Here is a 15,153-nt window from a genome sequence, read left to right on the forward strand (position 1 = left end):
ATCCGCCGCCGGGCGAACTGCCCGCGGGGCAATTCTCCCGTGCGGCGAACGGCCGCTCCGCCGCTATGATCCGCTGTCTTCCCGTCTTCCTTGCTCAGCAGCTTGTCCGCTGTCTTCCCGTCTTCCTTGCTCAGCAGCTTGTCCGCTGTCTTCCCGTCTTACTTGCTCAGCAGCTTGTCCGCTTTCTCCGCCGCCTGGTTCATCGCGTCCTGCGGCGTCGTCTTCGGATCCAGAATCGCCTTCTCGATCGACTCCTTGATAATCTTCGCAATCTCGGGGTACGCGTTCTCCATCGGGCGCGGTCTGGCGTATTGCAGCTGATCCACGGCGACTTTGTACTGCGGGAACTCCGCGAAATGCGCCTTCAGCTCGTCGCTGTCGACGGCGGACAGCCGCGTCGGCAAGTAACCGACATGCTTATGCTGGTAGATCGTGTTTTCCTTCGACGTCATCCACTTGAGGAATTCCCACGCCGCTTCCTTCTCCTCTTCGCTGCTCTTCGACGTAATGACGAGCTGGCAGCCGCCGGTCGGCACGCCGTAGCTGGCGTTGGCCGGCATGAACGACGTATCCATCGTGAAGCCGTTGCCTTTGGCGATCTCGAGCGCGCCGGATACGCCCGCCGTCGAGGCGAATTTGAAGGCCGACATTTGGTTCGCCCAGTCCTTGTCCGCCGTGGCGCCCGCTTCGTCGCCGACCGGAATCTTGATCAGCCCTTCGTCGGCGAGCTTCTTCCAGAACGTGACCGGCTCCACGCCTTCCTTCGCGTTGAACGTCGCCTGCTTGCCGTCCTCGCTCAGCATGCTGCCGCCGCTTTGGGCCACGAGCGCTTCATAGAACCAGATGTCGACCGGCATCGTCATGGCGGACTTGCCCTTCTGCTTCAGCACGCGGGCGTACTCCTCGAGCTCGGTCCATGATTTCGGGCCGGCCGGATCGAGCCCGGCATCCTTCAGCATGGTGACGTTCTTATACAAAATCGGCGTGCTGCGCATGAACGGGAGGCCGTACAGCTTGCCGTCCACGTAGGCGTTGCCCATCAGGCCGGGGTTGAAATCGTCCAGCTTCAGCTGCTCCTTGTCGCGCTCCGCGTACGTCGTCAGCTCCTCCAGCATGCCGGAGCGGGCGAAGACGCCGGTGGACGCGATCTCGAGATCGGAGACCGCGGGCGCGTCGCCGGCCGCGAACGCCGCTTGGACCTTCGCGTGCAGGTCGTCGTAATTGCCCTGATGCTCGGCGACGACTTCGATCTTGTCCTGCGATTCGTTGAACGTCTGCACCATGTGCAGCTTCGCTTCCTCGATCTTGTCCCCGAAGGCGTACCAATACTTGATGACGATCTTCTTGGACGCGTCGTTCTTGCCCGTTTCCGTCCCCGCGTTGGCCGCGCCGTTGTCCGCCGCCGTCTCGGCCGCGTTCGCGTTCGCCGCGTTCGCGTTGCCGGCCGCGCCCGTCGTCGCGTTGTCTTCCGTCGTTCCCCCGCCGCAGCCCGCGAGCATCCCCGTCATCAGGGCCGCGATCGGCAGTACCGTAAGCTTCTTCATCATCGTTTCTCCTCCGCCTTTTTCTTTACTTTGGTCTGCAAGCTCTAACCGGGGCGCAAAAAAGAAACCTTAATCCAGCCGGGGACGATGCGCGTCCGCCAGCGGATAAGGTTTCTCCAATACTCCAACCGATCGTATTTACTTGTCGCCTTGAATATTACGCGCCGTTCGTAAAATCTAGATTATCCCATTGCTAAGATTATATGAATATTCATAGAGCGCCGTCAGCCCGAGTCCGACATGCGCCAGCGGGAATCGCTTCCGCTCGCGGCCGGCGGGCGCCGCCGCGGCGGACGGCGCCCGGAGCTCCGGACTCGGGCCCAAGCACCGCCACAGCTCGGGCCGCGACGCCGAGATCGCCGCCGCGCCGTGGCGCAGGCATTCCTCCGCCTGGCTCCGCTCGTACAGCAGGCCGCCGGTAATAATCGGCAGCGAGGTGAAGGACTTCACCCGGTCGATCATGTCGGGGATGCGCGCCGGCATCACTTCGACGATATCCGGCTCGCTCTGGGCGAGGCTCTTCGCGATGTTCTCGAGCCCTTCCGTATCGACCAGGAAGAAGCGCTGCACGGTGAGCAGGCCCATCTTCTTGGCGGTCTTCACCACGCTCGTCTTCGTCGAGATAATGCCGGTCGGCTTGATGACCTTCGCCAGGTAATCGAGCCCGTAGTTGTCCGTGCTCAGCCCGCCCATCTTCTCCAGATGCAGGAACACCGGCAGTCCGTGCGCCTGGAACACGTCCACGTAGCCCTTGACGACGCCGATGTGCCCGGTGAGCAGGAAGATGCCGCTCAATTGACGGTGCAGCGACAGCGCGGTCTCGATATGCCGCGGGTCCTTGATGGACGCGATCATCCGGTGCGCGGCGAGGCCCTCCAGGAACGCGGCATGGTCCGCTGCGCCGTTTTTGCCCGCGCGCTCCATTACTGCTGCTTCGCCGCGGCCGGCAGGACGATCTCGATCTGACGGTCCGTCTCCTGCCCGCGCGCGTTCGGGTTCGGGCTGAAATGCTTCATGTTCCGGTGCAGCGTTGCCCCATGCTCCAGCAGCCCTTCGACGTCCACGTCCACGGCGGAGATGCGGATCCGTCCGCCGTCCAGCTCCACGATCCGGTAGCCCGGCAGGTCGAGGCCGGCGGACAGCTGCACGAAGGTCCAGTTGTCCCGGGCCGCGATCGAATCCACGTGCGTGTGTCCGTTGAAGTACACGCCGACGCCCTGCTTTTGGCTCAAAATGCGCCACATGTCGATGTCGGGGTGAATCGACGCCTTGTCCAGCTCCGAGCGCGCCGTCGTGCCGTAGACCGGATGATGCGCGAAGACGAGCAGCGGCTTCGTGCCGGACTCCGCTACCTTGGCGCCCAGCCAGAGCAGCTGTTCTTCGTCCAGCCAGCCGCTCCAGTCGGCGGTGTTCATCTCGCGGGCGGTGTCCAGGAAGACCAGCATGGCCGCTTCCGTATCGATGGCGTGATAGCGCTGCTGCCCCGTGATCCGCAGCACCTCCTCGCGCGGCTGCGAATAGACGTCATGGTTGCCCAGCACGTGAATGAACGTCCGATCCTCGCGCTTCAGCAGCGCGTACACTTCGTTCAGCTCCGAGGCCGTTCCGAAATTCGTCAGGTCTCCGAGCGATACATGCCAATCGGCTTCCGTGTTCAGCGCGTCGTCCAGCAGCGTGCGATAATAAGCCTCTCGGGCCTCCGGCAGCCCCGGAACCGCGGCATCGATCTCGTGATAGTGCAAATCGCCGAGCAGTACCAATTTCATGATTCTCCTCCTCCTGGCCTTGCAAAGTTTGGGATACCCGGTGCCATTGTACAGGACAAGTATTCCATGTTCGTCAAGCGAAGTGGGAGTTTATGTAAAGCTAGATGGAAAACTGCCATCCTGTCGCAGGCGGGATGCCCCTGTACATACAGTTCTTGTTCCGCGGCCCGTTCTCCTATCGGCGCGAACAGGTTTGTTGGGAAAACCGCCAAGGCGCATGAAAGGCTATCAGGAGGACGGCGCGTGTGCGAGCAGAACAGCCGGCGAGCCCCGAGTTTTTGGAGAAGCTCATTCTTTGATCAGCAGCCCAAAATGGTAATCGACGTTGTTCTTTTGGTCCCACGCGGCCGAAAGGCGGTAACGATAGTAGCCCGGCCTCGCAGGACTAGGGTAGCGATAGGGATCCGGTAAGCTTATCGTTTCCTCCGTACCGTCATCCCGGGTCACGGTCAGGGTACATTCATCCGGCTGAATCGGAAAAGTAATGCTGATGGTCCCTTCGGCGCTGCCGACAACCGCTCTTGCTTGAACACTTGTATAAAACGCAGCCGGATGCGGAGGATCTCCGCAAACCCCTTCGGCTTCCATCCCGTACCAGCAATATTGACCGAGTAGATAATCAACGGTCTGGTTTTGCATTCGTATCGTCGGTCGAATCGGCTCATTGGGTAACGTTTCATGCGCGGAACAACCGACGAATAGGGAACAGACGAAAACAAGGCACAGGAGATAAATGACGTTCTTCCGCATCAACGTTCTCATTCTTCGCGATAAAGCCCCCTTTCGTTTCCAATATTTGTATGATCAGCTAGACAATTAAACGTACTGGATCCTTGTAAGGTTGCAGCCGGATCAGCCCTGCAGAGAAACCTGCCGCCAATACAAAAATAACCCGCATCCATGCCCGAATACGTCGGGATGGATGCGGGTTATTGCCGTTTTCGCGTCCGCTCTCTTTCATGTACGCCTAGCGCTCACGCCTGCTGCACCGACTCGCCTTCGATCAGCGAGACGTAGATCCGCTCGTGCTCCGCGCCCTGGCCCGCGATCAGCTTGATCAGCTGCTCGGCTGCCACCGCGCCCCAGCGCCGCTCGGAATAATCGACGGTCGCGAGACGCGGCTGGACGTAGTCGGTGATGTCGATATGATCGAAGCCGACCACGTGCAGATGCTCGCCGATCCGGTACGGCGTGTCCTTCAGCGCGTGGTACACGCCGATCGCCATCTCGTCGTTCAGGCAGAAGACGCCGGCCGGTCCGTCGTATTCGTCGATGATGCGCTTCGCGGCGGCCTCGCCGCTCGCCTTGTCGAAGTTGCCGGGAATCTCGGCGTACCGCAGCGGCGCGTTGCGCTCGACCGTTTGGCGAACGGCCGCGAGCCGCTGGGCGGAGTCGAACGAGCCTTCGGGGCCGGTCACGGCGTACAGCTTCTTATGGCCCTTCCGGATGAGGTATTCCGTCGCGAACGTCGCGCCCGCCTTGTTGTCGAGCAGCACCTGCACGATATTCGGATGGCTGAGCTGCCGGTCCAGCACGACGACCTTATGGTTTCGGGCCGCGTGCTGCAGCAGTTCTTCATCCTTGAACTCGTTGTCCAGGATAATCGCGCCGTCCAGCATGCCTTCCGACAGCATGCGATGCGACTGCGTGCCGCTGCAGATCACGAGGTCGTAGCCCCGCTTGTTCATCTCTTCTTTCATGCCCTGTAGCAGCTGGCCGTAGAACGCGCCCTCGAAGGTCGTCAGGAACGCGCCGATGATGCGCGTCTCCCGCTTCTTCAGCGTGCGCGCCGCCGCGTTCGGCACGTAATTCATCTCTTTGGCCGCGGCCAGAATTTTCCCCCTTGTTTCTTCCGTGACTTTCGGATTCCCATTCAGCGCGTAGGATACGGTCGAGATGGATACCCCCAAGTGCTTGGCAATGTCTTTAATGCTCACCACAGCAATCGCTCCTATCTTCACGGCTCGCTTTCGCGTTGCGTATCGCAATAAATTCGGCGATGAGGTACTGACTTCCCCCATCGCCTCAAAAAAATGTTATCCCATTTGAATCAAGACTTCGTTCAACTCTTCGGTCAGCAGCCCGTCCAGCGCTTCGCGGGCAATCCGCACGCCGCCGTGGCGGTAGCGGTTCGCCTGCTCGCTCGCCGGAACGGCCTTGCCGTTCACGGTTACGCCGCGCACCGCATCGCCGCCGATCCCGTAACGGAAGACGATCGGCTTGCCGTTCCATTCGAAGCGGAAGCGCAGCCCGTCCAGCTCGGCCGGCAGCACGGGATCGAGCAGCAGATCCCCGCCTTCTTGACGGATGCCGAGGCCGTTCGAGATGAACTGGTTCATGTAGATCCCGGGACCGCTGGAATAGATGCGCCAGCCGCCCTTCACCTGCACCTCGCCCTTGCGCAGCCGGCCGAAACCTTCCCGCGCTTCGTAGCGGTCGGCGAACTTGCCGTCCGAGCTGCTGAAGTAGGCGTTGCTCTGGCGCCAATCCGCGTTCGGCACGACGTCGCGCAAGCCGACCGGATTGATCATCCGGAGTCCTTGCCACACCTCGTCGCGCTTGCCCAGCTTGGCCATCGCTTCGATGAAGCGGATGTGGGCGTGGACGTACTGCAGCCCGATCTCGCGGCCGAAGTTCGCCGCCTGCTCGGCGCGCTTGAACCGGGTGCTGACGCCGCCGTTATAGTCCGCGGGGCGGTTCATGAGGCGCACGCCGTCCGGGCAGTACAGCTCCCGCTTGATGAGGCGGTAATGCGATTCCGCCTGCTCCGCGTCCAGCAGCTCGCCGATCATGCTGCGCGTCATCGGGAGGAGGCGGTATTCGATGCCGGTCTTCCCGTCGCTCGGATGCAGCATCAGCTCGATCCGCTCCGGCTCTTCCATATAAGCGAAGCCGGAGATGATGCCGTCCTTCACCAGGTACCGGTTGAAATCGGCTTGGATGCCTTCGGCCAGCTCCTTCAGCTCGGCCGACAGTTCCGCCAGCTCCCCGCTTTGACCGGACAGCGCGCCGGACAGCCGGGTTAACGTTTGGAACGTCAGCGACACGGTCCAGCTGCTAATCATGTACTGCTTCAGCTTCGCGTTCGCCGGCTGCAGCGTATCGTCCCAGTCGCCGTCCCCGTACGCGGACAGGTAGGTGCCGTGCAGGAAATGACCCTTGATGTACTGCAGCTCCTTGCGCGCATGATCGAGGACGGTGAAGGTCGCCTCCGTCATCTCGCCGCTGTGCGTGGAGTACGGCACGCGCTCCTCCAGAATCGCGAAGTCGCCCGTGACCCGCAGGTAATCGCCCAGCACCTTCAGCGGCCAGACGATAATGTCGCCGTGGCTCTCTTCCTGCTGGATCCGGTAATACCGGTCGAACATGAACCATTGCGGCCAATTGCCGTCTTCCTGGTACTGGTGCGCGTAGACCGTCTTCAAGATTTCCTTGATCTGGCCGTGCTTGCCCGTCGCCATGAAATATTCCGTCGGCCCCTGGCAGACGTCGCGCGTGCCCCAGGCGGCGCCGGTGTATTGTTCCAGGCCGTGCGGGACGGAATAATGGACGAGCATGTTATGCGTGTACCACCAAGCCAGCGCGTTGAACTTCTCCAGCTCCCGCGTCTGCTTCTCCGACGCGTGCGTCAGCTTGAAGCCGTTCATGACCGACGCGAGGAACGAACGGTACCGCTCGATCTCCGTCTCCGCCGGCTGCCGCTCGTCCGCGGCGCCAGCCTTCGCGGCGGCTTCGGCTGCTTCCAAGCGGCCCGCGATCGTCAGTCTCCAGCTGGCCGCAGGTTCAAGCGCCAGCACCGCCAGCGAAGCGGAGCCCGCCGGCGCTTCCGGGGCGAGCGCGCGCTCATCCACCAGCCGCATCGCCGTGCCCGTGACGCCCAGACGGTAGTGCAGGTCCGGGTAGGCGCCGCTGCTAAGCGACTCCGGATGGGCGCGGAAGACAAGCTCGCCGCCGTCCTGTTCGACGAGGTACGGCAGCTCGTATTCCTTGTCGTTCATCGTCATCTGATTCGTGACGAGGAAGCGGTAGGCCTTGCCCGCCTTGGAGACGGTCTCGAGCGCCAGCTCCGGCGAATCGGCCTTGGTCCAGGCCGTCACGACCAGCGTATCGTCCGCCAATTTATAGGTCCAGCGCGCATAATTGAAGCCGATCTCGTACACGGACGGCAGGGTGAGCAGGCGATACTTGCCTTCAAGCTCTACGTAGATCCGCTGTCCGGACGTCTTCAGCACGTTCAGCGCGCTGCGGGTATTCGTCATCAGTTTATTGAACGAGGTGTTGCCGACCGTAATCTGCGAATGGAAAATGCCGTACATGTAGTTGGTCGTCGACAGCACATGCTCGTTCAGGCGCGCATTGTCGCCGCTCATCAGGATGTGGCCGTGCGGACGCTCCGTGCGGAGCTCCTTGGCCTTCAGCACGATATGCTCGTACGTGTCCGTGAAGAAGGAGAGCAGCTCTTCGCCGTCGTATTCCTCCTGCAGCCGGACCGGGTACAGCGCCGCGACTTCATCCTTCGTCAGCGCTTCGCCGCGAAGGGTTTCGCCGACGGCGTCGCTCCATGCCACGCGGGAGCCAACGGGCTGCAGCTCAGCCGCCGCAGCAACGCCGGACTCCGCCTGCGCCAGCGCCCAAGCCGCCAGCACGTCATCCCGGAATTCCAGCTCGGTGACCGCATCGGCATGGTTCGGCCGCAGCAAACCGTAGAATACGAACGACGCTTCGCCGTTCAGCCGTACCGTCTCCGACTGCAGCGCCGTATACGCGAATTCGTACTGGTAGACCGTATTGGCCAGCCGCTCGCGGCCCAGCGCTTCCGGCACGTTCGTCTCCTTGTAGGAGAGGCCGTAGAACTGGAAGCCGTCCGTCGAGTAGCCGGCGGCGCCCGTCAGCGAGCCTTGCTGCAGGTACGGGAAGCCGGACGACATCGGCTGGTTTTGCCGCGAGCACACGACATAACCTGCTTCTTCCGTGCGGAACGCCGTATGGCCGATATATTGCGACATGTAGGCTTCGTTCGTGCGCACCGCGCCTTTGTCCGCGAGTCCCACGTCTTGCCCGTAGACCACGTCCGTTTCCGTGCCGTCGCCGCTCAGGCGGACGTCCCAGAACCAGATCAAGCCGGGCATCAGCGTGAACGTCACTTGGTAGGCGACGCCGAGCGCTTCGCCGCTCCAGACGACGCGCCGGTCCGACGCGCTCACTTGGCTGTTCGCATGCACGCCAAGCAGAGGCGCGGACAAGATCCGTCCTCCCTCGCGCACGCGCAGATACAGATTGTTCATCGATCCGTCCAGCGGATTCGACATGACTTGATTGACCATGATGCCTTCGAATTGGATATCGCGCAGGTCGCCGCTCTCCAGGAACGTGAAGACCAGCCCATCCGCTTCCACGGGAATCGTCGTTGTTGTCAGCTCAGTATTCATCTCCGGGCTCCCTCCCCATGCTCTTGGTTTCCTATCCGTCTAATCTATCTCTAAGTATGAGGTCGTCCGCATAACCGTCGTAACCGCAGTCGGCTCTATTCAGGCATGAAGGTATTCGTCCTGCACGTCGTCCATCAGCCGCTCGAGCTCCCGCTTCAGAGCCGCGATCGTACCGGCGTAATCCGGATTGCCGTACACATTGTTCAGCTCGTGCGGATCCCGTGCCAGATCGAAGCATTCCCACTCCGGCGGCCGGGACTCGTCCCGCGAATCCGTCGTGCCGAGCGCCTGCGCGTAATAATAAATCAGCTTATAGCGATGCGTCCGGATGCCGTAGTGCGCGTACACTTCATGGCTGCCGTCCAGGTGCATCCAATAGCGGTAGACCATCGACGTCCGCCAGCCTTCCGGCACCGCGCCGTTCAGAAGCGGCCGGATGCTGAAGCCCTGCATGCGTTCGTGCGCCGGCAAGCCGGCATAATCGAGGAACGTCGGCGCGAAGTCCGTGTTCAAGATCATCGTCTCGCTCACACGGCTGGCTTCGATCTCCCGCGGGTACCGAATCAGGAACGGCATGCGCAGCGACTCCTCGTACATGAACCGCTTGTCGAACCAGCCGTGATCGCCGAGGAAGAAGCCTTGGTCGGACGTGTAGATGACGATCGTGTCCTCCGCCAGCCCCTTCGCGTCGAGGTAATCGAGCATGCGGCCTACGTTATCGTCGATGGAGGCGATGCAGCGGAGATAATCCTTGATGTAGCGCTGGTACTTCCACTTGCGGACTTCTTCCGGCGTCAGTCCTGCCGGCGGCGGCCCTTTCGTATCCAGGTCGTTCAGGTCGTCGATGCGCATCTTCGCCTGCACGGCCGCCTGCGAGCGCGTCGCGTAATCGTCGTTGAACGTCGGCGGCTCGGGAATTTCGATATCTTCGTAGAGGTGCTTGTGCTTCTCGTCGGGTTCCCAGTGGCGATGCGGCGCCTTGTGATGGCACATCAGCAGGAACGGGCGCTCCGGGTCGCGGCGCTCGATCCAATCCAGCGACTTGTCCGTAATGAGGTCCGTGACGTAGCCTTCGAACTTCTTCGTCGTGCCCATCTCGATAAAATCGGGATCGCGGTAATCGCCTTGATCCGGCAGCACGCTCCAGTAATCGAAGCCCGTCGGATCGTGATGGCCGCCGTGGCCGAGATGCCACTTGCCGACGATCGCCGTCTGGTAGCCGTCCGCCTGCAGCAGCTTCGGGAACGTCACTTGCCGGCCGTCCAGATCGTCGCCGAGCGTCTTGACCCCGTTGATGTGGTTGTACGTCCCCGTCAGAATCGTCGCCCGGCTCGGCGCGCAGATCGCGTTCGTGCAGAAGCAGTTGTCGAAGCGCATGCCTTCGTCGGCCAGCCGGTCCAGATTCGGCGTCGCGTTGATCCGGCTGCCATAGGCGCCGATCGCATGCGAGGCGTGGTCATCCGACATAATGAAGAGGATATTCGGTCGTTTCGGAGCAGCGGTCATCGTCATAGCACCTGCTTTCGAACCTATTGGTGTGAATTATTTCATGCCGGAAATGCTGAAGTTCTCGATAATATGCTTCTGGAAGTACGTGAACAGGACAATGACCGGCGCGACCATGAACGTGGCGCCCGCCATCTGCAGGCCGTAGTTCGAGGCGTACTGCCCCTTCAGCAGCGACAGCCCGACGGACAGCGTGTACAAACTCTCGTCGTTCGCGACGATCAGCGGCCAGAGGAAGCTGTTCCAGCCGGCGATGAACGTCAGGATGGCCTGCACCGCCAGGATCGGCTTCGAGATCGGCAGCACGATTTGGAGGAAAATCCGGTATTCGCTCGCGCCGTCCAGCCGCGTCGCTTCGAGCAGCTCCGTCGGAATCGTCGACATGAACTGGCGGAACAGGAAGATCGCGAACGCGCCGACGAAGCCCGGCAGCACGATCCCCGTCATCGTATTCGTCAGCCCCATCGAATTCAGGATGAGGTAGACCGGAATCATCGTGACCTGGCTTGGGATCATCATCGTCGCCAGGACGAGGACGAACAGCGCGTTGCGGCCTTTGAAGTCGTACTTGGCGAAGCCAAAGCCCGCCACGGCGTTCAGCAGCAGCCCGACGAACGAGAACAGCACGATGATCAGCGTGTTCTTCAGGTACACGCCGAAGTTCATGTTTTGGAACAGGTCCTTGAAGCTTTGCATCGTGAAGTGGGACGGCCAGAGCGTCGGCGGAATCTGCACGATCTCGCTCTCCGGCTTGAACGACGACATGATCATCCAGAAGAACGGCAGCAGGAAGAAGAGGCCGCCGATCGTCAGCACGATGCCGGATATCCACTGGAACAGACGGCCGCCGTGCTGCGCGTCCGGGCTCCCTTTGCTCACGGCAGTTGATTTACTCATAGGAATCTCCCCGCATCTTAAGTCATGTCAGACTCGTTTTTTTGCAGCCTGAGTTGAACGAGCGTAATCGCGATGATGAAGACGAACAGGACGAACGAGCCGGCCGCCGCATACCCGAAGTGGTTGAACTTGAAGCCGTTCTGGTAGATGAACAGCGACACCGACAGCGTGCCGTCCAGCGGACCGCCGTTGGTCATGACGAACGGTTCCTCGAAGAACTGCAGCCAGCCGATCATGGTCGTGATGGACACGAAGAAGATCGCGAAGCGCATCATTGGAATCGTAATCTTCGTCACTTGCTGCCATAGGCTGGCGCCGTCGAGCTGCGCGGCTTCGTAGTACGACTTCGGAATGCCCTGCAGCGCGGCGATGAAGATGATCATGTTGAGGCCGACCGCTTTCCACAGCGCCAGCAGGATCAGCGACAGCTTGGCCGTCGTCGGCTGCGTGAGCCACTGCACGTCCGGCAGGCCGAGCGCGTTGAGCAGATAGTTGAAGAGGCCGAGCGACGGATTATAGAGGTAACTCCAGACAACCGCCACGGCCACGATGTTCGTCACGGAAGGGAGATAATAGACAACGCGAAACGCTTTGAAAATCCGGGCCGTGCCCAGGTTGATCAACAGCGCGATGGCAAGCGAGAACAGGATGACGAGCGGCACGCCGATGACGACGTAGAAGACCGTATTGAAGATGGACTTCAGGAAGACGGGGTCCTTCAGAACCTCGGCATAATTGTCAAAACCGATAAAGTTGATCGAGTCGTAATTCGCGAGTCCGCCCAGGTCCATGTCGGTGAGGCTGATCACGAGGGCGACCAGAATCGGGACGAGGGAGAACAGCGTAAGCAAAATCAAGGTTGGCGCGATGAATACGTACGGTGCTTGCCTATTCAGGAAACCTTTCATCGGGAGATCTCACTTCCTTCTTTCATGCCCGGGGCATATATAGAGCAGGCCGGCCGCGGGGGCGGCCGGTCTGCTTCAGCGGAGCGGAAGACGATTCCCGCACCTGGATTGCTGGTCAAGCAAGGATTACTTCATCAGCTTGGCCGCTTCTTCGTTGAAGCTGTCCATTTCCTTCTTCACGTCCGCGTTGCTGCGGTAGATGACTTCGAAGTGCTTCAGGTAGGCGTCGCCGATTTGCGCCCAGGACTTCAGGACCGGCATCGGCTCCGCCGTCTTCAGCTGCTCGCCGATGACTTGGTAGTTCGGGTCGTTCTTCAGCTTGTCGTTGTCCCATGCGGCCGTGACGGCCGGCAGCGAGCTCGTGTCGTCCATCCATTTGAGCTGCGTTTCCGCCTTGCTCATGTACGCGACGAACTTAGCCGCGGCATCCTTGTTCTTCGAGTATTCGAAGATCGACAGGTTCGAGCCGCCGAGCACCGACTTGTTGTTTTCTTTCTTCGGCAGGACCGCGAGCGCCCACTTGTCCTTGATCTCCGGCGCCTGATCCTGGATCATCTTGATCATCCACGGACCGCTGATGAACATCGGCAGGATGCCTTCCTTGAACGCCGGGATGATGTCGAGGCCGAGATCCTTCGGCGCGGAGCCGTTCTGGTAGAAGCTGTTGACGTACGAGATCGCTTCGACGAACTTCGGATCGTTGAAGTTCGGCTTGCCGTCCGACGTGAACCATTCGGCGCCGTTCTGGCGGGCGAACATGAAGCCCAGGGACTGCTCTTTCGGATCGATGCTCATGCCGTACTTGCCTTTGCCGCCGGCTTTCGTCAGCTTCTGCGCCGCGTCGGACAGCTCGTCCCACGTCGCCGGCGCCTTGTCGAAGCCGACGTTCTTCAGCATGTCCGTGCGGTAGAACAGCACGCGGGTCTCGACGTACCACGGCGAGCTGACGTACTTATCGTTGTACTTGCCAGCCGTGACGGCGCCCGGGTAGAAGTTATCCGGATTCAGCTCCGGGTATTGCGAGACGTACGGCGAGAGGTCGGCCAGCACGCCGGCATCCGCGAATTCCGGTACCCAGGACGAGCCCATTTGGACGACGTCCGGGCCTTTCTTCGACGCGACCGCGGTCAGCAGTTTATCGTGGCCCTGATCCCAAGGCAGCGCTTGGACGTTGACCTTGATGTTCGGGTTGGCTTTCGTGAATTCGTCCGCGTACTTCGGCAGCGTCTTCGCTTCTTCGCCCATGCCCCATACGGTCAAGGTGACTTTCTCGTTCGAAGCGCCGCCGCCCTCGCTCGCATTGCCGCCGTTCGTATCGTTCTTCGCTCCGCAGCCTGCGAGCAAGCCGACGCTCAGCATCGCGGCCGTCATTACGGTAACTGTCTTTTTCATATCGAAATACCCCTCTCGATGATTTCGCAAATTAATTCGCAGGTACTGTCCTTACGTGCACGCTTTCATTTCTTCCGGTCCGTCACTCGCGAGAAGCGCACGCACCCCCTCATTATGTCCTGTCTTTTCCAGCCTTATTACGGCGTTCCGAACTTCGGGATTTCCGTAGAAACGTTTCGATTCATCGTATAATTCCCATATCAGAGGTAATAATCACCGAAAACTACGCAAGTGAAACGTTTCGATCCGATTATAGCCGAAATATAAAGCGTATTCAAGGGGTTATTATTGTTCAATCGAAACGTTTCTATTGATGTCATGGATGTAATGACAGCGCATCCCTTGCTGGGCTTGCTTACATGGCGTTTTCACGAGGACGGCTTATTTTTCTTACCAGGCCAGCGGCCGCAAGCGAACGCAAAAACAGCTGCCCCAGGAAGCGATCTCCCTGCCGCAGCTGTCCAAGCGACAAGCGGTTAACACCGCACGTATTTGCGTTTAAAGCCGAGCTGCCCTTTCTCGAGGGCCTTCTGGATGTTCTCATAAGCGTGGATGGCCTGCTTGCTCTTCGGCTTGTCGCGATTCACCGCGACCGGCCCGACGGCCTGGGCCGCGGCGACCGCCTGCTCGTGAAGCGGCACATAGGAGGTGGCGACCGTGTACAGGAAGTTGTTCATCGCGAACTTCGCGCGTTCCGGCGCGTCGTGAATCGTGCGCTGCACCGTTTCCAGCATCCCGGCCAGCTTGTCCGGATCGAACTCGGCGTCCTTCCGGCTCCCGAGCAGCCAGCAATAGCAGCTCCATCCGGCCGACATCCGCAGTTCCTCCCCGCTCGCGATCCACGTATCCGCGACCTGCTGCGCGATCTCCGTCTCGGCCAAGGTGACGGCCACCACGAAGTCCGACAGCATGTAGAAGTACGCCGCATCGATCCAGCGGTCGAAGTCCGAAGGCGTCATCGCCTTCGGATCGGCAATGACGCCGGCGAAGTACATGGCATCGTAATTCCCCGTCGCATACAGCTCCTCGGCCAGCGGCTGATTGCGCTTGATCTTCTTCGACATGGGCTTCATCTCGCCGGTCGCGACGCCGAATACCGGCTCCTGCGCGCCATTGGAGACGTACATTTTCCTCATGCGTTCCTTGCCGAGCGCCTCGAGCTCCTGCATGACCGCGTCCGCGCTCATGACTTCCGCCATTTGAGATCAACTCCTTTTGGTCTAAGTGTAAAGGAAGCGGAGGGGCAGATGCCACAGCGTTTCGCTAATTCTCTCCGATTTCCATGATGGATTGATAAAAACGTTCCGGGTCCGCGCCGCCCGGAAGCGTCGACACCTGGCCATCCCCGACCTCGATGATGATCCAATCCCCGGCCTCGGTTTTGGCGATATCCATTTTGAAGAAACGGCTGTCCATGCTCTGCGCGATTTCGATGAAAGCATCCAGTCGTGGCGCTACTTGCCGATAGTCGGCATCCTCCCAATACTGCATGCACTGAATCAGCTGGCGATGCAAGAAAAACAACCGGTATTCGTTCGCTAACGGCATGCCGCTGACCGGATGCTTCCCGAGCTGCTCGAGCGTTACGAACTCGCGGAGGACGATGCCGCCGTTCAGCTCCGAGCCTTGGCGTTCGATGAAGTTGCGGAGGACGGTTTACACCCGCTCCTTATCGGAAGCATCGGGGATATAGCAAGCCTCTTCCGACTCG

The 15,153-nt window shown here is 60.4% G+C and carries 12 protein-coding genes; all 12 read right to left on the reverse strand.

Features of this window, described 5'->3' with window-relative positions:
• Nucleotides 1-158 precede the first annotated feature (158 nt).
• The 12 genes from I8J29_RS13050 to I8J29_RS13105 all read right to left on the reverse strand — a co-directional run bounded on the left by I8J29_RS13050 (nt 159) and on the right by I8J29_RS13105 (nt 15,080).
• A complete protein-coding gene (locus I8J29_RS13050; RefSeq protein WP_208848030.1) occupies nt 159-1,547 on the reverse strand; it encodes an ABC transporter substrate-binding protein in 1,389 nt (462 codons plus the stop codon).
• A gap of 174 nt (nt 1,548-1,721) precedes the next feature.
• Complete coding sequence (locus I8J29_RS13055; RefSeq protein ID WP_208848031.1) at nt 1,722-2,468, reverse strand: glycerol-3-phosphate responsive antiterminator; 747 nt, start codon at nt 2,466-2,468, stop codon at nt 1,722-1,724.
• Complete coding sequence (locus I8J29_RS13060; RefSeq protein ID WP_208848032.1) at nt 2,468-3,310, reverse strand: metallophosphoesterase family protein; 843 nt, start codon at nt 3,308-3,310, stop codon at nt 2,468-2,470. Before I8J29_RS13060 ends, I8J29_RS13055 begins: the two co-directional genes overlap by 1 nt.
• Before the next feature lie 288 nt (nt 3,311-3,598).
• The gene (locus I8J29_RS13065) at nt 3,599-4,072 is read right to left on the reverse strand and encodes a hypothetical protein (RefSeq protein ID WP_208848033.1); all 474 of its coding nucleotides are present in this window, start codon (nt 4,070-4,072) and stop codon (nt 3,599-3,601) included.
• A 212-nt stretch (nt 4,073-4,284) separates the two neighbouring features.
• Entirely contained in the window at nt 4,285-5,250 is a 966-nt protein-coding gene (locus tag I8J29_RS13070; RefSeq protein ID WP_208848034.1) for a LacI family DNA-binding transcriptional regulator, read from the reverse strand.
• Nucleotides 5,251-5,346: 96 nt separating this feature from the next.
• Nucleotides 5,347-8,739, reverse strand: a complete 3,393-nt coding sequence (locus I8J29_RS13075) for a GH36-type glycosyl hydrolase domain-containing protein (protein ID WP_208848035.1) — start codon at nt 8,737-8,739, stop codon at nt 5,347-5,349.
• A gap of 99 nt (nt 8,740-8,838) precedes the next feature.
• Entirely contained in the window at nt 8,839-10,245 is a 1,407-nt protein-coding gene (locus tag I8J29_RS13080; RefSeq protein ID WP_240546146.1) for a sulfatase family protein, read from the reverse strand.
• Nucleotides 10,246-10,281: 36 nt separating this feature from the next.
• Entirely contained in the window at nt 10,282-11,142 is an 861-nt protein-coding gene (locus I8J29_RS13085) for a carbohydrate ABC transporter permease (protein ID WP_208848037.1), read from the reverse strand.
• A gap of 17 nt (nt 11,143-11,159) precedes the next feature.
• Nucleotides 11,160-12,050 carry a carbohydrate ABC transporter permease gene (locus I8J29_RS13090; RefSeq protein ID WP_090638895.1) on the reverse strand — a complete coding sequence of 297 codons (891 nt, stop codon included), beginning with the start codon at nt 12,048-12,050 and terminating at the stop codon, nt 11,160-11,162.
• A 126-nt stretch (nt 12,051-12,176) separates the two neighbouring features.
• On the reverse strand, nt 12,177-13,442 hold the full coding sequence (locus I8J29_RS13095; protein WP_208848038.1) for a sugar ABC transporter substrate-binding protein: 1,266 nt from the start codon (nt 13,440-13,442) through the stop codon (nt 12,177-12,179).
• A gap of 476 nt (nt 13,443-13,918) precedes the next feature.
• Nucleotides 13,919-14,629 carry a DNA alkylation repair protein gene (locus tag I8J29_RS13100; RefSeq protein WP_208848057.1) on the reverse strand — a complete coding sequence of 237 codons (711 nt, stop codon included), beginning with the start codon at nt 14,627-14,629 and terminating at the stop codon, nt 13,919-13,921.
• Between the two features lie 76 nt (nt 14,630-14,705).
• Nucleotides 14,706-15,080: an ATP-grasp domain-containing protein gene (locus I8J29_RS13105; RefSeq protein WP_208848058.1), complete on the reverse strand. Its 375-nt coding sequence runs from the start codon at nt 15,078-15,080 to the stop codon at nt 14,706-14,708.
• Nucleotides 15,081-15,153: the final 73 nt, after the last annotated feature.

This window comes from Paenibacillus artemisiicola, from assembly GCF_017652985.1.
Taxonomy (GTDB): domain Bacteria; phylum Bacillota; class Bacilli; order Paenibacillales; family Paenibacillaceae; genus Paenibacillus_Z; species Paenibacillus_Z artemisiicola.